At 44.4% G+C, this 22,326-nt stretch carries 22 protein-coding genes and 1 riboswitch; of the genes, 21 read left to right on the top strand and 1 reads right to left on the bottom strand.

The genetic code is table 11. From position 1 onward, the window contains the following. The first annotated feature begins 18 nt into the window (after positions 1 to 18). The 11 genes from AOT13_RS00410 (at position 19) to AOT13_RS00360 (ending at position 11,315) form a co-directional block, all read left to right on the top strand. Entirely contained in the window at positions 19 to 2,403 is a 2,385-nt protein-coding gene (locus AOT13_RS00410) for a 3-hydroxyacyl-CoA dehydrogenase/enoyl-CoA hydratase family protein (protein WP_042385193.1), read from the top strand. Positions 2,404 to 2,448: 45 nt separating this feature from the next. Further along, positions 2,449 to 3,621 (top strand): acetyl-CoA C-acetyltransferase, encoded by a 1,173-nt coding sequence (locus AOT13_RS00405; RefSeq protein WP_013400063.1) that lies wholly within the window; start codon positions 2,449 to 2,451, stop codon positions 3,619 to 3,621. 69 nt (positions 3,622 to 3,690) lie between these two features. Further along, on the top strand, positions 3,691 to 5,475 hold the full coding sequence (locus AOT13_RS00400) for an acyl-CoA dehydrogenase family protein (protein WP_042385190.1): 1,785 nt from the start codon (positions 3,691 to 3,693) through the stop codon (positions 5,473 to 5,475). Positions 5,476 to 5,529: 54 nt separating this feature from the next. Next, entirely contained in the window at positions 5,530 to 5,892 is a 363-nt protein-coding gene (locus AOT13_RS00395; RefSeq protein WP_003248240.1) for an arsenate reductase family protein, read from the top strand. 91 nt (positions 5,893 to 5,983) lie between these two features. Continuing rightward, positions 5,984 to 6,367 carry a glycine cleavage system protein GcvH gene (gene gcvH / locus AOT13_RS00390; RefSeq protein WP_003248242.1) on the top strand — a complete coding sequence of 128 codons (384 nt, stop codon included), beginning with the start codon at positions 5,984 to 5,986 and terminating at the stop codon, positions 6,365 to 6,367. 494 nt (positions 6,368 to 6,861) lie between these two features. Next, on the top strand, positions 6,862 to 7,212 hold the full coding sequence (locus AOT13_RS00385) for a toprim domain-containing protein (RefSeq protein WP_003248244.1): 351 nt from the start codon (positions 6,862 to 6,864) through the stop codon (positions 7,210 to 7,212). Between the two features lie 8 nt (positions 7,213 to 7,220). Continuing rightward, the gene (locus AOT13_RS00380) at positions 7,221 to 7,541 is read left to right on the top strand and encodes a thioredoxin family protein (RefSeq protein ID WP_013400065.1); all 321 of its coding nucleotides are present in this window, start codon (positions 7,221 to 7,223) and stop codon (positions 7,539 to 7,541) included. 220 nt (positions 7,542 to 7,761) lie between these two features. After that, entirely contained in the window at positions 7,762 to 8,103 is a 342-nt protein-coding gene (locus tag AOT13_RS00375; RefSeq protein ID WP_003248249.1) for an SCP2 sterol-binding domain-containing protein, read from the top strand. A 465-nt stretch (positions 8,104 to 8,568) separates the two neighbouring features. After that, a riboswitch (SAM riboswitch) is annotated at positions 8,569 to 8,677 on the top strand. 95 nt (positions 8,678 to 8,772) lie between these two features. After that, entirely contained in the window at positions 8,773 to 9,801 is a 1,029-nt protein-coding gene (locus AOT13_RS00370; RefSeq protein ID WP_003248251.1) for a methionine ABC transporter ATP-binding protein, read from the top strand. Further along, on the top strand, positions 9,791 to 10,459 hold the full coding sequence (locus AOT13_RS00365; protein ID WP_013400066.1) for a methionine ABC transporter permease: 669 nt from the start codon (positions 9,791 to 9,793) through the stop codon (positions 10,457 to 10,459). The genes AOT13_RS00370 and AOT13_RS00365 overlap by 11 nt, the downstream gene beginning before the upstream one ends. A 16-nt stretch (positions 10,460 to 10,475) precedes the next feature. After that, complete coding sequence (locus tag AOT13_RS00360; protein ID WP_003248254.1) at positions 10,476 to 11,315, top strand: MetQ/NlpA family ABC transporter substrate-binding protein; 840 nt, start codon at positions 10,476 to 10,478, stop codon at positions 11,313 to 11,315. Between the two features lie 136 nt (positions 11,316 to 11,451). Here AOT13_RS00360 and AOT13_RS20270 read toward each other — a convergent pair whose 3' ends face one another. Continuing rightward, complete coding sequence (locus AOT13_RS20270) at positions 11,452 to 11,742, bottom strand: hypothetical protein (protein WP_035501766.1); 291 nt, start codon at positions 11,740 to 11,742, stop codon at positions 11,452 to 11,454. 366 nt (positions 11,743 to 12,108) lie between these two features. Here AOT13_RS20270 and sufC point away from each other — a divergent pair, with 366 nt between their 5' ends. The 10 genes from sufC (at position 12,109) to yunB (ending at position 22,044) form a co-directional block, all read left to right on the top strand. Then, positions 12,109 to 12,888 carry a Fe-S cluster assembly ATPase SufC gene (gene sufC / locus AOT13_RS00345; RefSeq protein ID WP_003248258.1) on the top strand — a complete coding sequence of 260 codons (780 nt, stop codon included), beginning with the start codon at positions 12,109 to 12,111 and terminating at the stop codon, positions 12,886 to 12,888. Positions 12,889 to 12,905: 17 nt separating this feature from the next. Continuing rightward, positions 12,906 to 14,219 (top strand): Fe-S cluster assembly protein SufD, encoded by a 1,314-nt coding sequence (gene sufD, locus AOT13_RS00340; RefSeq protein WP_042385186.1) that lies wholly within the window; start codon positions 12,906 to 12,908, stop codon positions 14,217 to 14,219. Continuing rightward, entirely contained in the window at positions 14,216 to 15,436 is a 1,221-nt protein-coding gene (locus tag AOT13_RS00335; protein ID WP_013400068.1) for a cysteine desulfurase, read from the top strand. Before sufD ends, AOT13_RS00335 begins: the two co-directional genes overlap by 4 nt. Continuing rightward, on the top strand, positions 15,426 to 15,863 hold the full coding sequence (gene sufU / locus AOT13_RS00330; protein ID WP_003248264.1) for a Fe-S cluster assembly sulfur transfer protein SufU: 438 nt from the start codon (positions 15,426 to 15,428) through the stop codon (positions 15,861 to 15,863). Before AOT13_RS00335 ends, sufU begins: the two co-directional genes overlap by 11 nt. A 30-nt stretch (positions 15,864 to 15,893) precedes the next feature. After that, complete coding sequence (gene sufB, locus AOT13_RS00325; protein ID WP_003248265.1) at positions 15,894 to 17,291, top strand: Fe-S cluster assembly protein SufB; 1,398 nt, start codon at positions 15,894 to 15,896, stop codon at positions 17,289 to 17,291. 484 nt (positions 17,292 to 17,775) lie between these two features. Beyond that, complete coding sequence (locus AOT13_RS00320) at positions 17,776 to 18,624, top strand: DUF72 domain-containing protein (RefSeq protein WP_003248267.1); 849 nt, start codon at positions 17,776 to 17,778, stop codon at positions 18,622 to 18,624. 16 nt (positions 18,625 to 18,640) lie between these two features. After that, a complete protein-coding gene (locus AOT13_RS00315; RefSeq protein ID WP_003248268.1) occupies positions 18,641 to 19,462 on the top strand; it encodes a sulfite exporter TauE/SafE family protein in 822 nt (273 codons plus the stop codon). A 17-nt stretch (positions 19,463 to 19,479) separates the two neighbouring features. After that, complete coding sequence (locus tag AOT13_RS00310) at positions 19,480 to 20,871, top strand: bifunctional metallophosphatase/5'-nucleotidase (protein WP_013400069.1); 1,392 nt, start codon at positions 19,480 to 19,482, stop codon at positions 20,869 to 20,871. Positions 20,872 to 20,927: 56 nt separating this feature from the next. Next, entirely contained in the window at positions 20,928 to 21,242 is a 315-nt protein-coding gene (locus AOT13_RS00305; protein WP_035502644.1) for a YunC family protein, read from the top strand. A gap of 58 nt (positions 21,243 to 21,300) precedes the next feature. Next, the gene (gene yunB / locus AOT13_RS00300; protein ID WP_003248273.1) at positions 21,301 to 22,044 is read left to right on the top strand and encodes a sporulation protein YunB; all 744 of its coding nucleotides are present in this window, start codon (positions 21,301 to 21,303) and stop codon (positions 22,042 to 22,044) included. Positions 22,045 to 22,326 lie beyond the last annotated feature (282 nt).

Here is a 22,326-nt window from a genome sequence, read left to right as displayed (position 1 = left end):
ATGTGAGGGGGAAAAGGAATGGTGAAGCGCATTCAAAAGGCGGCCGTGCTTGGATCTGGTGTGATGGGTTTAGGAATTGCGGCACATTTAGCGAATGTGGGGATACCGACATTGCTTCTCGATATTGTTCCGCGCGAGTTGACAAAGGAAGAGGAAGCAAAAGGGCTAACACTTGAACATAAAGAAGTACGCAACCGTCTTGCTAATCAAGCATTGCAAAAGTTGTTGAAACAAAAGCCGGCGCCGTTTATGTCCAAATCCAATCTTGCTCTTATTGAAACAGGAAATTTTGCGGATGACTTTCACCGTCTTGCTGAAGTGGATTGGATTATTGAAGCAGTCGTGGAAAATTTAGAAATTAAGAAAAGCGTATTTGCAATGGTGGATGAAGTAAGAAAACCGGGAACGATCGTCAGCTCGAACACTTCGGGAATTTCGATCGAAACGATGGCAGAAGGCCGTTCCGAAGACTTTAAAAAACATTTTTTAGGAACGCATTTCTTCAATCCGCCGCGCTATCTAAAGCTGCTTGAAATCATTCCGACGAAAGATACAGATCCAGAAGTTGTTTCATATATGAAAACATTTGGCGAAGAAGTGCTTGGCAAAGGGGTTGTCATGGCGAAAGATACGCCAAATTTCATTGCAAACCGAATCGGCACGTATGGCTTGTTAGTAACTGTTAGAGAAATGATGAAGGGCGGATACAGCGTCGGAGAAGTCGATTCGCTTACAGGGCCGCTGATTGGCCGCCCGAAAAGCGCAACATTCCGCACGCTTGATGTCGTCGGCTTGGACACATTTATTCATGTTGCCAATAACGTATTTGAAAAAGTAGAAGGGGAAGAAAAAGAGGCGTTTCGCGTTCCGGATTTTATGAAAGCGATGCTGGAAAAAGGGTGGATCGGCAGCAAATCAGGGCAAGGCTTCTTTTGGAAACAAGGAAAAGATATTTTGGAGCTTAATTATGAGACGCTGGAATATGAGCCGCGCAAAAAGCTGACGACTCCAGCGGTGGAAGCGAGCAAGCAGGCGAAAAAGCTGAATGATAAATTGAAAGCGCTTGTATATGCGGATGACCGCGCTGGAACGTTCCTTTGGAAAATCATTGCTCCAGTTCTCCTCTATTCTGCGAAATTGCTTGGCGAAATCGCTGATGACATTGTCGCTATCGACCGCGCGATGAAATGGGGATTTGGCTGGGAGCTTGGTCCGTTTGAAATGTGGGATGCGCTTGGTGTTGAGCAATCTGTCCGGAAAATGCAAGCAGAAGGATTGGACATTCCTTCGTGGGTAACGGATATGCTTGCGGCTGGCTTCCCGTTTTTCTACAAATCGGAAAAAGGGCAAGTATTTTATTATGATCGCGGAGAATACAAGCCAATTCATGAAAACCCGAAAGTCATTCACATAAAGCGCTTGAAGGAACAAAGAGATGTCATTAAGAAAAACAGCGGCGCAAGTTTAATCGATCTTGGCGATGATGTTGCATTGTTAGAGTTCCACTCGCCAAATAACGCGATCGGTACGGATATTGTGCAAATGATTAACTATGCCCTTGAGGAAGTGGAGAGGAACTATAAAGGGCTTGTCATCGGCAATCAGGGAAAAAACTTCTGTGTCGGTGCAAACCTTGCGATGATTTTAATGGAAGCACAAGATGACAACTATTTTGAAATTGAGCTTGCTGTTCGCCAATTCCAACAAGCAATGATGAATATTAAGTATAGCACGAAACCAGTCGTTGCCGCGCCGTTTGCGATGACGCTCGGAGGCGGTGTGGAAGTTTGCCTGCCATCATCCCGCATTCAAGCCGCGGCGGAAACGTATATGGGGCTTGTCGAAGTCGGCGTCGGCCTCATTCCTGGCGGCGGCGGAAATAAAGAGCTTTATATCAAATATTTAAATAGTCTGCCAAGCGGAGTTCATTTCGATTTGCAGCAAGTAGCGAATAAAGTGTTTGAAACGATCGCGCTGGCAAAAGTATCCGGATCTGCGGCAGAAGCGCGTGAACTAAATTTTTTAAATCAGCGTGATGGCATTACGATGAATAGCGATCATTTAATTCATGATGCGAAGCAGGCGGTCATTTCTCTTTATGATCAAGGTTATCGTCCGCCTGTTCGCAAAAAGGTGCCTGTTGTCGGCGAAACAGGTTATGCGGCGATGCTGCTCGGCGCGCAGTCGATGTATCACTCTGGATACATTAGTGAACACGATTTGAAAATCGCGAAAAAACTTGCGTACGTCATTGCTGGCGGAAAAGTCCCGTACGGCACGGAAGTTGATGAACAATATTTGCTTGATTTAGAAAGGGAAGCGTTTTTAAGCCTGGTCGGCGAACCGAAATCACAGGCGAGAATGCAGCATATGCTTGTTAAAGGGAAACCGCTGCGCAACTAATGGGAGACGCGAAGAACGAATATGAAAAAAACAGGGGGGACGGTTGTGAGAGAAGCGGTGATTGTTGCGGGAGCGCGCACGCCGGTCGGAAAGGCGAAAAAAGGCACGCTCGCCCATGTGCGGCCGGATGATTTAGGCGCGCTTGTTGTGAGGGAAACGTTGAAACGAGCCGGGAATTACGAAGGAAATATCGATGATCTTATTATTGGCTGCGCGATGCCGGAAGCGGAGCAAGGGTTAAATATCGCGAGAAACATAGGAGCGCTTGCAGGACTTCCATACACGGTTCCGGCGATAACGATCAATCGTTATTGCTCGTCGGGCTTGCAAGCGATTGCTTACGCAGCGGAGCGCATCATGCTTGGCCATTCGGATACGATCATTGCCGGCGGTGTGGAATCGATGAGCCTTGTCCCGATGATGGGGCATGTAATACGTCCAAACGCGAAACTGGCAGAAGAAGCTCCACAGTATTATATGTCCATGGGACATACGGCAGAGCAAGTGGCGATGAAGTATGGGGTTAGCCGGGAAGACCAAGACGCGTTTGCTGTGAGAAGCCATCAGCGCGCTGCAAAAGCGATCCGCGAAGGCAAATTCAAGGACGAAATTGTCCCGGTTGAAGTGACCGTTCGCAAAGTAGAAAATAACAAGCTTGTCGAGAAAACGATACTTTTCGAAGAGGATGAAGGGGTGCGCCCGGATACAAATATGGAAACGTTAGCAAAACTCCATCCGGCATTTTCCGTAAATGGAACGGTAACCGCTGGGAACGCTTCGCAAATGAGCGATGGCGCTGCCGCTGTCATGGTGATGGACCGGGAAAAAGCAGAATCGCTAGGGCTAAAATTGCTTGGGAAATTCCGTTCATTCGCCGTCGCCGGCGTGCCGCCGGAAGTAATGGGAATCGGCCCGGTCGCCGCAATCCCGAAAGCGTTAAAACTTGCCGGCTTAGAACTTTCTGATATCGGATTGATTGAACTAAATGAAGCTTTTGCGTCCCAGGCGATTCAAGTGATTCGCGAGCTTGGGCTTGATGAGGAAAAAGTCAATGTCAACGGAGGAGCAATCGCACTTGGCCACCCACTTGGCTGTACTGGCGCAAAATTGACGTTGTCATTGCTCTATGAAATGCGCCGCCGCAACGTGCAGTTTGGGATTGTCACGATGTGCATCGGCGGCGGCATGGGCGCAGCAGGGGTATTTGAATTAATTTAAATTTATAAAAAAGCGGGCGGTATCATTTCCGCCCGGATATATAACAAAAATCACGGGGAGGAGTTACCAATGGCGAAAGCATTAGAAAATGCGATAAAAGGCGGAAGCTTTCTGATTGAAGACATTCCTTGCGAACGTGTGTTTACACCGGAGGATTTTACAGATGAGCATAAAATGATTGCGAAAACAACAGAAGATTATGTCGTTAACGAAGTGCTTCCGCAATTAGAACATTTGGAAAACCATGAATTTGACCGTTCGGTTCAGCTGCTAAGAAAAGCAGGAGAGCTTGGATTGCTTAGTGCGGATATTCCGGAAGAATACGGCGGCTTAGGGCTTGATAAAATCAGCTCTGCACTGATCGGGGAGAAAATGTCGCGCGCTGGGGGCTTCTCGATTTCTCATGGCGCGCACGTCGGCATTGGCTCGCTTCCAATCGTCTTGTTCGGAACAGAAGAACAAAAACGAAAATATTTGCCATCGTTAGCGACTGGTGAAAAAATTGCCGCATATGCATTAACAGAGCCTGGCTCCGGTTCAGATGCGCTAGGCGCAAAAACGACGGCGAGATTAAACGCGGAGGGAACCCATTACATTTTAAACGGCGAAAAACAATGGATAACAAACGCCGGATTTGCCGATGTGTTTATCGTATACGCGAAAGTAGACGGCGAGCATTTCTCCGCATTCATTGTCGAACGAGGCTTTCCGGGGGTCTCTACCGGGCCGGAAGAAAAGAAAATGGGGATTAAAAGTTCTTCGACCCGTACATTAATTTTTCAAGACGTGCCTGTTCCGAAAGAAAACTTGCTTGGGGAAGTTGGAAAAGGCCATGTGATTGCGTTCAACATCTTAAACATCGGCCGCTATAAACTGGGAGTCGGCGCTGTTGGCGGCGCGAAACGCGCGCTGGAAATTACGCTGCAATACGCGAATCAGCGCCAGCAATTTAAACAGCCGATTTCAAAGTTTTCATTAACACAAGAAAAATTCGCGACGATGGCTTCCCGCTTATATGCCACAGAAAGCTCTGTCTACCGCACTGTCGGCTTGTTTGACGAACGGATGGGCCTTCTTGATGAGGAAAAAGCAAAAGATGGAAAAGAAATCGCGAAATCGATCGCAGAATATGCCATTGAATGCTCGCTGAACAAATTTTTCGCGACGGAAACGTTGGACTATATTGTCGATGAAGGCGTGCAAATTCACGGCGGTTACGGATTTATGCAAGAATATGAAATTGAGCGGGCTTACCGCGATTCCCGGATTAACCGGATTTTTGAAGGAACAAACGAAATCAACCGCCTGTTAGTTCCGGGAATGTATTTGAAAAAAGCGATGAAAGGCGAGCTTCCGCTTTTGCAAAAAGCACAACAGCTTCAGGAAGAATTAATCATGCTCGCGCCAGAAGAAGTTGGTGACGGCGTTCTGGAGCAAGAAAAATATTTAGTACGCAATGCAAAAAAAATCGCCTTAATGGCGGCGGGATTAGCAGCGCAAAGATTCGGCCCGAAACTGGAAAATGAACAGGAAATTTTAGTAAACATTGCCGACATTGTGGCGAATATTTACGCGATGGAATCTGCCGTGCTTCGCACCGAAAAGGCAATCAACAGATCCGGGGTAGAAAAAAACAAACAAAAACTTCTTTATACGCAAATTTTCTGCCAAGAAGCGTTCAACGAAATCGAAGCACATGCAAAAGAGACGATTGTGGCGGTTGAGCAGGGCGACACATTGCGCATGATGCTGACTGCTTTGCGTAAATTAACGCGCTATACCCCAATCAATATCATCGCGAAAAAACGGGAAGCAGCAGCGGCGCTCATTGAAGCGGAACGTTATATTGTGTAATAATGTAAAGTACCAGACTTGTTCTGGTACTTTACTTGTAAAGGATGGTGAAATATGTCATTCACTTTTTATTGGTATCCAAAATGCGGCACATGCCGGAAAGCAAAAAAATGGCTCGATGAACATCACATCGCTGTCCGGGAGATACATATTGTCGACAACCCGCCGGCAAAAGAGGAATTGACGGAACTTTACCGCAAAAGCGGACTGCCGCTGAAAAAATTCTTTAACACAAGTGGCATGAAATATCGTCAGTTAGGGTTAAAAGATAAAGTGAATACCGCTTCGGAAGAAGAACTTCTGGAATTGCTCGCTTCCGATGGCATGTTGGTCAAGCGTCCGATTTTGACAGATGGAAATCATGTTATCGTTGGGTTTAATGAAGAACAATATGAAAAATTTTTTGGACAAAAATAACGAATTCGGTGAGTTTTTTGATAAAATCGGTTATTATTATAAAGAATACAATATTAAAAAAAATATAATCTGTTAATGGAGGGATGCGATCATGAATACGCCAAAGGAATTACGTTATTCGGAAGAACATGAGTGGGTGCGCGTCGAAGGGGATAAAGTGCGCATCGGCATTACTGATTTTGCGCAATCTGAATTAGGCGACATCGTTTTTGTTGAGCTGCCGGAAGTAGGTACAGAAATTACGGCAAATGAACCGTTCGGCAGCGTGGAGTCTGTAAAAACGGTTTCCGAACTTTATGCGCCGATTAGCGGCAAAGTAGTAGAAGTGAATGAAGCATTAAATGATAATCCAGAATATGTAAATGAATCTCCATATGAAAAAGCGTGGATGATTGTTGTTGAGCCTTCCGATATCAGCGAGATCGATAATTTATTAACAGCAGAGCAATATGAAGCAATGGTAAAAGAAGGATGATTATTTCCATAAATCACTATTGCTGATTACGCGAGCAATGGGCATCCTATATACATAACGAATAAAAAGGATGCCCATTGCTGTCCGCAAAAGCAATGGAGTTAATAAAACTTTGCATTGGTGAAAATGAACGAGTCGGCCATTTCCTTTTGCAATCGACGTTTGTGGCAAAACCGAATATGAATCATTTTATTAAGGAATGACCGTCACCGTTGAACCAGATCAAAAGCATGCCGATTGCGACGGTGAGGCTGGTTGGTGTTAAAGCAACGGTGCTGTGCCGTTGCTTTTCTTCATGTTATTGTTTGGAGAAAAAAGAGCAGGCTTGCGAAAGGAAACGGCCGCTTGTTTTCCCGCATAAATGAGCAAGTGCATTTTCTGGGCAAAGTTCCATTCTCGATGTAATGAATTTGCATTGCCGGAAAACGAAACCGCTTTTTGCCGTTTTCTTGTTCCGCAAGGACTTGATCGATTTTTCTTAAGGTGGTCCCATCATGATAGAAATTGAAAAAGTGATTATTGTGGAAGGGCGTTCCGACAAACAAAAAATTGAAAAGATTATTAATGAACCGGTTGAAGTGATTTGCACAAACGGAACGATTAGTGATGCGAAATTGGAAGAACTGATTGAAGAACTTTATTATAAAGATGTTTATATATTAGTGGATGCCGATGAAGCGGGGGAAAAATTGCGGAAACAGTTTCGCCGCGAATTTCCTGAAGCAGAACATATATATATTGACCGAACGTACCGGGAAGTCGCTGCGGCGCCAAATTGGCATATCGCCCAAGTATTATTGCGGGCAAATTTTAATGTCCATTATGATTATTTGTTAAAAAGGTGAAAGCAGCGATGAAAAAACTACAGTTGGCTGAAATAGACGACATCCTTGATAAGGAAGAAACTGTTTGCCTTTTCGTGTATACGCCGCTGTGCGGCACTTGCCAGCTTGCCGAGCGGATGCTGGAAGTGGTCAAAGAGCTGTTTCCGGGCATTCCGTTTTACAAAACCGATATTAATTATATGCCTGAACGTGCGGTTACATGGAAAATTGAAAGTGTCCCATGCCTGCTTTTATTTGATGGCGGCAATATCGTCCAAAAATTGTACGCATTTCATTCTGTAACGTATTTATATGAAACAATCAAGAAAATTTGGGCGGAAAACAGGTAAAAATCTTTTTTCAATAGGCAAATGCTTTTCTCTCTTCAAGCTTGCAGTGCGATAAGGTATATAATAAACGATTATTTGACGCCATTTGACATCATTTCTTGGGAAATGATGAGAATGATGCCTGTTTTCCGGAGGATTTGTCGAGATTTTTGTAAAGGATTCTCCCCCTTTTCTAGTGAAATAAATGGGTAACGGGACAAGGGGGAGGAGGATATAAGTTATGCATGAATTGATAAAACAGCTTACAGAACGAATGCAAAAGTTGAATCATTTATCACCGATTTTGCCAGATGAAGAATTATACATTCAATTTGAATGCGAAACAGAAACAGCAGTTGTGGCGGTTTCTAAACACAGCATCGAGCAGAAGGAAGCGGCAGACGAACGGCAGGTATTGACGGTCCGTGGATCGAAAGAGGCGCTCGAAGCGCTGTTAAATGGAAGGCTCAAATTGCAACAACAAATCCGGCTTCACGAAGTGAATATTTCTGGAAGTTTCCGCCATATGTTGCTGCTCGAGTCGCTGCTTCATTTGTCAAAGCCGTATCGCCATGTCTGCTAAAAATAGTACATCAATGAATAAAAAATCATTGACAGATCATAAAAATAGTAGTACGATTCAGAAAAAAACGAGATGAATTTTTCGCGAGAGATGGAGAAACTGCACCGATAAAGCCTGGAAGTGGTTATTGAGTACGGTGCTGGTTCCAGCTTAGTGAATGGATTTAAAAACAAGAAAAGGATTCCCGCACGTAAAAGTTGGGCAGACACCGCACATCAACCAGTTGCACGGAGAAGAACTCAACCATCCGGAGTGGATGGAGGTTTAATTTGTCCATTTGTCGGCATGGAAAATGTGAATGAATTGATGGATGGCATCTGACGGTTTCACCCATTCTTCCAGAAGGCCATAATGCTATTTTCCAATATTTTTACTATAATATTTTTATTGACATTATTCGGCATATAAGATAAAATCACATTCGTAACTAATGGGACATTTTAACTGAATAAAGTGAATGTTGTGCTCTTATCAAGAGAGGTGGAGGGATGTGCCCAATGAAACCCGGCAACCGTCAGCGGATCCGCTGAAATGGTGCCAATTCACACAAAGCGTCTGCTTTGAGAGATAAGAGACAGAACGGTGACCATTGCCTTTCTGTTCTCTTGAGCAGAAGGGTTTTCTTTTTATTGCGAGTGTTTTTGGCATTAGGGGAAGGTGAAACGGTGGATGATTATATTAGAAAACGTAACAAAAATCTATGAAGCTTCCAACGGATCTGTGACAGCGGTGGATAATGTCAGTTTACAGATAAAGGAAGGCGAAATTTTCGGCATCATCGGGTATAGCGGAGCGGGAAAAAGTTCGTTAATCCGCCTCCTTAACGGGTTGGAAAAACCAACAAAAGGAAAAGTCGTTGTCGCCGGACGAGATATTGCTAATATTAAAGGGAAAGAGCTGCGGAAGGCTCGCCAAGAAATAGGAATGATTTTCCAACATTTTAATTTATTATGGTCGAGAACCGTCCGTGAAAACATTGCGTTTCCTTTAGAAATTGCCGGTGTGCCAAAAACGCAGCGAAAACAACGCGTTGACGAACTCATTCAGCTTGTTGGATTGCAAGGAAGAGAAGATGCCTATCCATCACAGCTCAGTGGCGGGCAGAAGCAACGCGTTGGCATTGCGCGCGCGTTAGCGAACAATCCAAAAGTGTTATTGTGCGATGAAGCAACATCTGCGCTTGACCCGCAAACAACCGATTCCATTTTGGAGCTTTTGGTCGATATTAATAAACGTTTAGGATTGACCATCGTATTAATTACCCACGAAATGCATGTGATTCGCAAAATTTGCGATCGCGTCGCGGTGATGGAGAACGGAAAAATTGTCGAGCAAGGCGAAGTGCTGCAAGTATTCCGCCAGCCAAAACAGGCGATTACGAAACGGTTTGTCCAGCAAGTGGTCGAGCCGGAGGAAACAAAGGAAACGATTACTCATCTGCTTGATAGATATCCAAATGGAACGGTTGTCCAGTTGACGTTTGTCGGTGAAGCTGCCGAACAGCCGCTCATTGCCAATGTCGTTCGCCAGTTTCAAATTGATGCGAATATTCTGCAAGGAAAAATTTCGCAGACACATCAGGGATCTTATGGTGTCCTATTTGTCCATATGGATGGGGAGAAAGAAGAAATTGCCCGCGCGATTGATTATATTCGAAGTCAGCAAGTAGCGGTGGAGGTGATTACAGATGCTCGCTAACCTCTTACCGAACGTAGAGTGGGATATGATGTGGGCAGCTACTGTTGAGACGCTTTATATGACAGGAATTGCAGTTGCGGTGACATTTATATTAGGAACGATTCTTGGACTGCTGTTATTTTTAACGTCGAAAGGCAATTTATGGGAGAATCGCTTAGCGAATATGATCATTGCTGCTGCTGTCAATATTTTTCGTTCTATTCCATTTATTATATTGATTATTTTATTAATTCCGCTGACGAAATGGCTGGTTGGAACAATGCTTGGTGCCAATGCCGCGCTGCCGGCGCTCATTATCGGAGCGGCGCCATTTTACGCGCGAATGGTCGAAATTGCACTCCGCGAAATTGATAAAGGCGTTATTGAAGCGGCGAAAGCGATGGGAGCTTCAACGGCAACAATTATTTGGAAAGTGTTGCTGCCAGAGTCCTTGCCTGCACTTGTGTCTGGAATCACCGTAACAGCAATTGCTTTAGTCGGATATACGGCGATGGCGGGGGTTGTCGGCGCTGGAGGCCTTGGCAACTTAGCATATTTGGAAGGATTCCAGCGCAGCCATAACGATGTGACGTTTGTCGCCACCGTGCTCGTGCTAATCATTGTTTTTGTCATTCAGTTTATCGGTGACTTTGTCACTTCCAAAATAGATAAACGATAAAAAGGGGGAAATCGAGATGAAAAAATGGCTTAGTGCATTATTTGCTGTTGTCCTTGTGCTGGCATTGGCAGCGTGCGGAGGAAACAACAACGCGTCTGATGGCCAAGAAAAAGGAAAATTGACGAAATTAGTAGTCGGAGCTTCGAATGTTCCGCATGCGGAAATTTTGGAAAAAGCAAAACCGATTTTAAAAGAAAAAGGGATTGACTTAGAAATCGTGAAGTTCCAAGATTATATTTTACCAAACAAAGCGCTGGCGGATAAAGAAATCGACGCGAACTATTTCCAACACATTCCATATTTAGAATCACAGAAAAAAGAGCATGGATATGACTTTGTCAACGCTGGCGGCATTCATATTGAGCCAATCGGCATTTATTCAAAAAAATATAAAAGCTTAGATGAACTTCCAGACGGCGCAACGATCATCATGAGCAACTCGGTTGCAGACCATGGCCGCATTTTATCCATGCTGCAAGAAAAAGGATTGATTAAGTTAAAAGATGGCGTGGACAAAACAAAAGCAACGGTGAAAGACATTGTCGAGAATCCGAAACATTTAAAATTTGAAGCAGATGTTGATGCGGGAATGCTGCCGCAAATTTATAAAAACGGTGAAGGCGATGCGGTCTTGATTAACGCGAACTATGCGTTAGACGCCGGTTTGGACCCTGCAAAAGACCCGATCGCTGTCGAGTCGCCAAAAGATAATCCGTATGTCAACATTATCGCTGTCCGGAAAGGCGACGAAAACCGCAAAGAAATTAAAACACTTGTCGAAGTATTGCAGTCAAAAGAAATTCAAGACTTTATTAAAAAAGAATATAAAGGTGCCGTCATTCCAGCGGCCCAATAAGAATAACGGGAGCGATTTGCTCCCGTTATTTTTGATAGCTTTTCGATAACGTTAATGTGCAAATCGCCAAGAGCATTGCAGGAAATAATCACGCCGATCCCCGATAATCATTCGCTAGCCTTTCTTGGCAATCCCGCTAGTCCCTAATAGCAAAACGGTGATGGCAACTTCCATGAGGAAACTTTGAAACCTGTTTGCCTCCCTTTATTAAAAAACGATTCTGTTTAATTCTTTTATCATTCACGTATACTAACACCGATAGAAGTGTTGAGGGGGAACCATCAGCAGCATGCGCCTGCTGAAGCAGCACGTCGCCGTTAAAGAAAGGCACATTAATGCAAGAACTGCCGAGTGTCGCTGACCATTTTTCATTCACCGGAGCGGGCTTTGAAAAAAGAGCATTATCAAAAAAGAAAAGCAGCTGCATGGCGTCTGGAATCTTCCTTGTTCGGGGATGATCATTGGGACGAAGGAACTTCAAAGATAGGAAATTTGCGGAGGAACGGCTGCTGCATGCTGGCGGTGAGCGAGACGGTGGCGTCGGCCAAAAAATGTCTTCATGAACGAATGCCGGAACATGAAATGAAGGCCTCATTATCGGGGTCTTTTTTCGTCATTTTCATTGACATGCTTGATAAAAAGTTTTTTCACTATGTATACAGTGATATTTTGTACAAAAGGTTGCTAATACTTTTCATTTGTTATAAGATTGTAATGAGAATAAAATGAGAATAGATAAAGGTTAATGATACAATGAGTCACATAATTTTTAGCAAAATTGGAGGTATTCTGCATGGCAGTGTTGACAATTAAAGATCTTCACGTATCCGTTGAAGGAAAAGAAATTTTAAAAGGCGTGAATTTGGAAGTAAAAGGCGGAGAAATTCACGCCATCATGGGACCGAACGGAACGGGGAAATCAACGCTATCATCGGCGATTATGGGGCATCCGAAATATGAAGTGACACAAGGCAGCATTACGTTAGATGGACAAAATGTACTGGAGATGGAAGTGGATGAGCGCGCACGCGCCGGTTTATTTTTGGCGATGCAATATCCAAGTGAAATAAGCGGGGTAACGAATGCGGATTTCCTTCGTGCTGCTATTAATGCCCGCCTTGGCGAAGGTAACGAAATTTCGTTAATGAAATTTATCCGCAAACTGGATGAAAAAATGGAATTTCTTGAAATGAATCCGGATATGGCGCATCGTTATTTAAATGAAGGATTCTCCGGCGGGGAGAAAAAACGCAATGAAATCCTTCAATTAATGATGCTTGAACCGAAAATCGCCATTTTGGACGAGATCGACTCTGGTCTGGATATCGATGCGCTGAAAATCGTTTCAAAAGGAATTAATGAAATGCGCAGCAGCGAATTCGGCTGTTTGATCATTACGCACTATCAGCGGCTGTTAAACTACATCACACCAGATTATGTGCATGTCATGATGCAAGGGCGCATCGTAAAATCCGGTGGCCCGGAACTGGCGCAACGTCTTGAAGCAGAAGGATACGATTGGATAAAAAAAGAACTTGGCATTGAAGACGAAACGGTTGAGCAAGAAGCGTAAGCGTTAGGAGGAGTATTATGACGACAGAAACAAAAATACCATTCGACCAACAATATGTGCGCTCATTTTCCGGCGGGCGCGGCGAACCGGACTGGCTTTTACAGCTTCGCTTACAAGCTCTTGCCAAAGCAGAAGAGTTGCCGCTGCCAAAGCCGGATAAAACAAAAATTGACAATTGGAATTTCACCCAATTTGCTAACCATATTGTCGAGAGAGCGCCGTTTGCTTCATTAGATGAATTGCCTGAGACGGTAAAGGCGCTGATTGAGGCAGGAGAAGGGACGAAAAACTTATACGTCCAACGCGACCATACACCAGCGTTTTTGGCGCTGTCGGAAGATTTAAAAGCGAAAGGTGTCATTTTCACCGATATTTTCACGGCAGCGCGTGAACATGGAGATTTGCTGCAAAAATATTTGCTGAAAGATGGCGTGAAAATTGATGAGCACCGTTTAACGGCGCTGCATGCCGCGCTTTTCAACGGCGGCGTGTTTGTTTACGTGCCGAAAGGCGTTGAAGTGGACGTCCCGCTTCAAGCGGTTTATATTCAAGAAAACGATGATACGGCATTATTTAATCATGTCATCGTTGTTGCGGAAGACAACAGCCGGGTTGTTTATGTCGAAAACTATATTTCCGCAAAAGAAACAAGCAAAGCGGTTGTCAATATTGTTGCTGAAGTGTTTGCCAATACAAATGCCCGCGTGTTTTTTGCCGCGGTCGATAACTTGGCGAAAGGCGTCACTACGTACGTGAACCGCCGCGGGATCGCTGGACGTGATGGCCGCATTGAGTGGGCGCTTGGTTTAATGAACGACGGGGATACCATTTCGGAAAACATCACTCGCTTAATTGGCGACGGTTCTTTCGGCGATACGAAAACGGTCGTCGTCGGCCGCGGAGAGCAAGTGCAAAACTTTACAACAAGCGTTGTCCATTATGGAAAACATACGGAAGGCTACATTTTAAAACACGGTGTTGTCAGAGACAGTGCAACTTCGATTTTTAACGGCATCGGCAAAATTGAGCATGGCGCTTCGAAATCGAACGCGCAGCAAGAATCGCGCGTATTGATGCTAAGTGAAAAAGCGCGCGGAGATGCCAACCCTATTTTATTAATCGATGAAGATGATGTAATGGCGGGACATGCTGCGTCTGTCGGCCGCGTTGATCCAACGCAGCTGTATTATCTTATGAGCCGCGGCATTCCAAAACGCGAAGCAGAACGGCTTATCATTCATGGTTTCTTAGCGCCTGTGGTCGAGGCGATTCCTATTGAAAGCGTGAAAAAGCAACTTATCGAAGTGATTGAAAGGAAAGTGCAATCATGAATACGAAAGAGATTCGTCGGTTGTTTCCAATTTTAGATCAAAAAGTAAATGGGAAGCCGCTCGTATATTTGGACAATGCCGCAACGTCGCAAAAGCCTCTTTCTGTCATTGAAACGCTTGACCGTTATTATCGCGAGTATAACTCAAACGTCCATCGCGGCGTGCATACGCTCGGAACAAAAGCGACGGACGCATACGAAGGAGCGCGTGAAAAAGTACGGCGGTTTATTAATGCGAAGTCCACGCAAGAAATTATTTTTACAAGAGGAACGACAGCAGCGTTAAACATGGTTGCAACGAGCTACGGCCGCGCCAACTTGCAAGAAGGCGATGAAATCGTCATTACGTACATGGAACACCATAGCAATTTGATTCCATGGCAGCAAGCGGCCAAACAGACGGGGGCGACATTAAAATACATTCCGCTGCAAGCGGATGGAACGATCGATATGAAAGACGTGGAAGCAACCGTGACAGAAAACACGAAAATCGTTGCTATTGCCCATGTATCCAACGTGTTAGGAACGATTAACCCGATTAAAGAAATTGCGCGCGTTGCCCATCAACGCGGCGCTGTCATTGTGGTAGACGCCGCGCAAAGCGCCCCGCATATGAAAATTGATGTTCAAGATCTTGATTGCGATTTTTTGGCGTTCTCTGGGCATAAAATGTGCGGTCCGACAGGAATTGGCGTATTATATGGTAAAAGAGAGTTATTAGAAAAGATGGAGCCGGTAGAGTTTGGCGGAGAAATGATCGATTTCGTCGACTTGTACGAGTCGACGTGGAAAGAACTTCCGTGGAAATTCGAGGGAGGCACTCCGATTATTGCAGGAGCAGTTGGTTTGGGGGCAGCGATCGACTTCCTTGAAGACATCGGATTGGATCATATTGCCGCACATGAGCAGGAGCTCGCTCAATACGCTTTAGAACGATTATCCGCGATCAAAGGGCTCGCGATTTACGGCCCGAAACATCGCGGCGGATTAGTGACATTCAACATAGAAGGCGTTCATCCGCATGATGTGGCCACTGTGCTTGATGCGGAAGGAATCGCCATCCGTGCTGGCCACCATTGTGCACAGCCGTTAATGAAATGGTTGAACGTAACGGCTACGGCGCGAGCGAGCTTTTATCTCTATAATACAAAAGAGGAAATTGATCAATTTGTCGACGCATTACAGAAAGCGAAGGAGTACTTTGGCCATGTCTTCTAATAACCCTTTAGATATGCTGTATCGTCAAGTGATTATGGATCATTATAAAAATCCGAGAAATCGCGGCGTGTTAGAAGGAAACAGTGTGGACATTAACATGAACAATCCGACTTGCGGCGATCGGATCCATTTAACGATGAAAGTGGAAGACGGAAAAATCACTGATGTAAAATTTGAAGGAGAAGGCTGTTCCATTTCGATGTCATCCGCATCGATGATGACGCAAGCGATTAAAGGAAAAACAGTGGAAGAAGCATTAAAGCTGGCGACGATTTTCTCTGATATGATGCAAGGAAAGGAATATGATGACGATATCGACTTAGGCGATATTGAAGCACTTCAAGGCGTTTCCAAATTTCCGGCCCGCATTAAATGCGCAACATTGGCATGGAAAGCAATGGAAAAAGGATTGCATCAGCATCATTAACGGTAAAAAGAAAAAGGAGGGTGAAACCACATGGCGAAAAAAGCGCCAGAAATCGGCGAATATAAGTATGGGTTCGTCGATAAAGACGTATCGGTGTTCCGCGCGAAACGCGGGTTGACGCGGGAAGTGGTTGAAGAAATTTCCCGGATGAAAAATGAGCCGCAATGGATGTTGGAATTCCGCTTAAAAGCGTTGGATATTTTCTACAGCAAGCCAATGCCGCAATGGGGCGGCGATTTATCAAGTTTGGATTTTGATGAAATTACGTATTATGTAAAACCGACGGAAAAATCAGGCCGTTCTTGGGACGAAGTGCCGCCAGAAATTAAAGCAACGTTCGACAAGTTAGGAATTCCTGAAGCAGAACAAAAATATTTAGCAGGTGTATCGGCACAGTACGAATCAGAAGTCGTTTACCATAATATGAAGGAAGATTTAGAAAAACTTGGGGTTATTTTTAAGGATACAGACTCTGCATTAAAAGAAAACGAGGATCTTTTCCGCGAGTATTTTGCCAAAGTGGTGCCGCCAACGGACAATAAATTTGCGGCGCTAAACTCGGCGGTATGGTCGGGCGGTTCGTTCATTTACGTGCCGAAAGGCGTCAAAGTGGATACGCCGCTGCAAGCATACTTCCGCATTAACTCAGAAAACATGGGACAGTTTGAGCGCACATTGATCATCGTTGATGAAGGGGCGCACGTTCATTACGTAGAAGGGTGTACCGCGCCAATCTACACAACTGCTTCGCTTCACAGTGCCGTTGTTGAAATTATCGTCAAAAAAGATGCGTACTGCCGTTACACGACCATTCAAAACTGGTCAAACAATGTGTTTAACCTTGTAACGAAGCGCGCAGTTTGCGAAGAAAATGCGACGATGGAGTGGATCGACGGCAACATCGGTTCTAAATTAACGATGAAATATCCTGCTGTTATTTTGAAAGGCGAAGGCGCGCGCGGCTTGACATTATCGATTGCCATTGCCGGAAAAGGCCAGCATCAAGACGCAGGTGCAAAAATGATCCATCTTGCGCCAAACACATCATCCACGATTGTATCGAAATCCATTTCGAAACAAGGCGGAAAAGTGACTTATCGCGGAATGGTTCACTTTGGCCGCAAAGCGTCAGGATCGCGCTCGAACATTGAATGTGATACGCTCATTATGGATAACCAATCGACATCCGATACGATCCCATATAACGAAATTTTAAATGACAACATTTCGCTTGAGCATGAAGCGAAAGTGTCAAAAGTATCTGAAGAGCAATTGTTCTACCTCATGAGCCGAGGCATTTCGGAACAAGAAGCGACAGAAATGATTGTCATGGGCTTTATCGAGCCGTTTACAAGAGAGCTTCCAATGGAATACGCCGTGGAAATGAACCGGCTCATAAAATTCGAGATGGAAGGAAGCATTGGATAATCCTTTGTCATACCAAAGGTGTAGCGCCTATTTTGAGGCGCTGCACCCACAATCATTGCTGGTACAACTCCAGTGTCTCTCACACAACCTTGTCTATAAGCTACGGCCTTTTCTCCAGATTCCACCGGGAAAAGGCCGTTCCGTTTTTCTCGGGAACATTTGTGATGTAAAAAATAAATATCTTGTTCGATCGTTTTTGGCTTTGGCGTACGAATACATTTTCGCTGTTTTTAATGTGACATGATCTCCTGTCCATTTTTCTTCGTTGATGGAATAAAATAATGTTTCAGTCAGAAAATGACGCCATTATTGCGTGATCATAAATGCTTTTTGTTCTTTGTGTTGCGATTCGTTTTCCAACGTAATCTGGCGGGGAAAGAATAGCCGTTTAATGCAATTTGCCTATCTCGCGTTTTTTGGCTGCGCGTATTCCGTTGTTCTCAAATTTTTTTCAATTGTGATATGATGAAGCTAGGTGATACGTATGATTTATATAGGGTTAACCGGTTGGGGTGATCACGACAGCTTATATCCTCCAGGTCTTGCCGCGAAAGATAAGCTGCAAGAATATGCCGCTCATTTTCCCACTGTAGAAGTAGATTCGTATTTTTATGCGATTCAGCCGCGGCAGAATGTCGAAAAGTGGATTCGCGAAACGCCTGACTCGTTTCGCTTTGTCGTGAAAGCATACCAAGGAATGACGGGGCATGAGCGCGGCCCGATTCCATATTCAAGCAAAGAGGAAATGTTTGCCGCCTTTTTAGATTCCATCGAACCGTTTATCCGTTCGGGAAAACTGGCGATGGTGCTGTTTCAGTTTCCGCCATGGTTTGATTGCCGCCGCGAGCATGTCACATATTTGCGCTGGTGCAAGGCGCAAATGAAAGAAGTTCCGGTGGCGCTTGAGTTCCGCCATCGTTCATGGTTTTCCCCGCGTTTTTATGCAAAAACGTTACAGTTTATGACGGAAGAAGGATGGATTCATAGCATTTGCGATGAGCCGCAGGCAGGGGAAGGCTCCATTCCAACCGTGCTTCATCCGACTAATGCGGAAAAAACGTTGGTTCGCTTGCATGGACGCAACGTATATGGATGGAATAAGGCGACAAGCGGGGAAAATTGGCGGGCTGTAAGATATTTATACCGATACCGCGAAGATGAATTGCGCGAATGGGTGGCGCATATTGAAACATTAAAAACGAAGACAAATGATATTTATGTGTTGTTTAACAACAATTCCGGCGGGGATGCTGCGGATAACGCGAAGCAATTCATCCGCCTGCTCGGCATTGAGTATACGGATTTAGCGCCACGGCAGCTGGATTTATTTTAGCATTGGAGTGAGAGTGATGGGAGACGTATTATTGCTAGTTATTGTCGGCTTTTTGGCAGGGACAGTCGGAAGTTTAGTCGGGTTGGGCGGCGGCGTGATCATTGTGCCATCTTTGTTGTTTTTAGGCGCTATACACTGGTTGCCGCACGTCACCCCGCAAGTGGCGGTTGGTACTTCGCTTGTCGTCATTATTTTTAATGGATTATCATCGACATTATCGTATATGAAGGAGAAAATGGTGGATTACCGAAGCGGGCTTTTATTTTTTATCGGGAGCGGCCCTGGAGCGATCATCGGTGCTTGGATGAATAATAAGTTAAGCTTGGAGCATTTTTCGCTATATTTCGGGCTGTTTTTAATCGCTGTATCGTTTTTTTTATCTTTCAGCAGCAATGCTTCGGCGCGCTCACAGAGAAAGCCGTTTAAAATTACGCGTACTTATATCACAAATGAAGGGGAAACGGTGACATATGGATACCATCCGCTCGCCGCTATTGCCATTTCTTTTGTCGTTGGCTTTTTTGGCGGCATGTTTGGCATCGGCGGCGGTTCGTTAATGGTTCCGGCAATGATCATTTTATTTTTCTTTCCTCCGCACGTCGCTGTTGCGACTTCCATGTTTATGATCTTTTTATCCTCTCTTGTTAGCTCGCTGACGCACGTTTTTATGGGAAATGTCCAATGGCTGTTTGCGCTTTCTTTAATTCCGGGTGTTTGGTTTGGAGCGAAAACGGGTGCGTTCATTAATAAACGGCTCCGCAGCAAAACGATTGTGATCGCCTTGCGCCTCGTGCTTGTTCTGTTAGGAATCCGTCTTATTTATCAAAGCTTTTCATAAATAAAGGAGGGCGCTCGTTGAAACGGACAATATACGTATACCATACGAACGATGTGCACAGCCATTTTGAATATTGGCCGAAAATTTCCCATTTTTTATGGGAACAAAGACAAAAGCATGAAAAACGTAATGAGACAATGCTGTTATTTGATATTGGCGATTTTATTGACCGCTTTCATCCGATAACGGAAGCGACAAGAGGAAAGGCGAATGTGGATTTGCTGAATGAGCTCCATTACGATGCGGTAACGATCGGAAATAATGAAGGAATAACCCTTGATTACAATGAACTGGACACACTGTATGAAAACGCGCGCTTTCCGGTGCTTGTCGCCAATTTATTTAAGAAAGATGGGACGCGTCCTTCTTGGGCGCATCCGTACTGCATTATTCCCGTTTCCGACACGTTCCGCGTCGGCGTGATTGGCGCCACCGCTTATTTCACTAAATCTTACGAACTATTGGGTTGGAAAGTGGCAACACCGTTTGAGATACTGGGAGACATTGCCGCGGAGGTAAAAAAACAGGCTGATCTTGTCATTTTATTATCTCATTTAGGGATTAACGATGATGAGAAAATCGCACAGACGATACCGGAAATTGACATCATTCTTGGCGGGCATACCCATCATTTATTCCCAGAAGGAAAAAGGGTCCATGACACGTTATTATGCGCGGCAGGAAAATATGGAAAATTTGTTGGGATCGTAAAGTTAGAAATTGAAGAAAGCGACCATACATATGAAGCGCTGGCTACCGTTGTGGATGTGGAAGGCTTTCCAGATTCAGAGAAAATGCGGCGCACTTTAGCGTTATTAGAAAAACAAAGTTTGCAAAAATTAGAATCAGAGCAAGTGGCAGAGCTGAAAGAAGATCTGCCGCTGCAATGGTTTTCGCCATCTCCGCTCGCCAAACTGCTTGCTTCGGCGCTTAGAGAATGGTGTGAAGCAGAAATTGGCATGGTCAATGCGGGCGTCCTGTTAGAGCCGCTTTACAAAGGGACGGTGACGAGAAAAGATTTGCACCGCATTTGCCCGCATCCGATCAATCCTTGCAAAGTCCAGCTGCGCGGCGCGGAATTAAAGGAGATTATTTTACAAGCAAATACAGAAAGAATGAAATACTTGGAATTTAAAGGATTTGGGTTTCGCGGCAAAGTGATGGGACAAATGGTGTATGACGGGGTTGAACTGGAAATGGAAACGGGAAAAGACGGTTATGAGCATATTCGCCGTATAACCATTAACGGCGAGCCGTTAAATCCGGACCAGCTATACGATGTGGCGACAATTGATATGTTTGCGATCGGGCATTTTTATCCGCAAATCCAGCGCGCTCCGAAAAAAGAATATTATATGCCGGAATTTTTGCGGGATGTTTTAGCGTGGAAATTAGCGGACAGAAAATAGGCGCACTTCCTCCCCTTATTTCATACATTGAATAAGGGAAGGAGCGTGACTTTATGATGATTAGCGTAACTCCAATTACGATTGATCATTATCCGTTTATCGCCGTTTCCGTTCAGTTGCCGAAAACGAATTTGCTTGCTGTGGCAAGCGAAAAAGGCTACATTATGTGCGGCGCGTTAGATGTCGCGCTGTTGAATGAAAAATTGCGCGATCGCGGAATTGTTGCCGGAAGGGCCGTTGGCGTCCGCACCATCGAGCAATTATTAGAAGCGCCTTTGGAATCGGTGACGGCTGCCGCTGAAGAATTAGGGATTACGGTTGGCATGAAAGGGAAAGAGGCGCTCTTAAAGATGAGGGAAAAAAATTTATAATTTGCGTTATCTCCCTTCTTTCAAGCATACATATAGCTTGTAAAGGAGGGATTTTATTTTGCCAAGATTTCCCGCGCGTTTGAGAAAAGGTCCGCTTCCCTTGCGATACGTGTTTTTGCTGACATTTGTTTTCTTTATGTTTGCGACTGCGGTAAGCCTTTGGATTGTGAACAAAGCGATTGAGCCGGTTTTAATGGAAATTGCTGAAAAAGAAACAAAACGAATTGCCAATTTAGTCATTAATAATGCGATTGAACAGCAGTTTTTAAAAGAAAATACGGAAATGAGCGATTTAATTACAGTACAGAAGGACGAAAGCGGCAAAATTGCTTCGGTAGATTTTAATACAGCTGTTGTCAACCGGATTTTGGCAAAGACAGACGATTATGTCATGCAAAGTTTAAAAGCGGCGACGGAAGGCAAAATCGCAGAGCTTGAATTTCCTGATGATAAATCGGAAAAAGAGAAAAATAACGGAATTATTTATTATATTCCGATTGGCCAAGTTACAGATAATGCGCTTCTTGGCAATCTTGGGCCGCGTGTCCCTGTTCAGTTCCAGCTCATCGGCAATGTTACATCAGATGTAACAAAAGAAATCAAGCCGTTTGGAATTAATAACGCATTAATTGAAGTGGACATTCACGTTTCCGTAGATATTCAAGTGGTGATTCCATTCGCGACAAAAGCGGCAACCGTTTCGACGGATATTCCAATCGCGATGCAAGTGATTCAAGGAGAGGTTCCAGAATTTTATAACAACGGCGGGCCCAATCCGACTTTAAGCGTTCCCGCGCGTTAAAAATGGAGGTCCTTGTCTGTATCATTCTTCCCCTTTTTGTTTTATGTAACAATAATGAAAAATTATATATAAAAAACGTTGTATGTTGACGCTTTCATTATGTCAATTTGTTAAATAAATCATTCATATGTGATGAATGCCTTTAATTCAAAGAAAAAAACGCCTAGACGAAAAGGAGAAAATTTTGTAATATTGTATTAAATTTAAAATAATTTTATTATTATGTTATTTGCAAAAACATATAGAAAGGATGTGGGAAACGGCAAGAAAATAAAAATAATT

This window comes from Parageobacillus thermoglucosidasius (assembly GCF_001295365.1).
Lineage (GTDB): Bacteria > Bacillota > Bacilli > Bacillales > Anoxybacillaceae > Parageobacillus > Parageobacillus thermoglucosidasius.
This window is presented reverse-complemented; position numbering and strand designations above follow the sequence as displayed.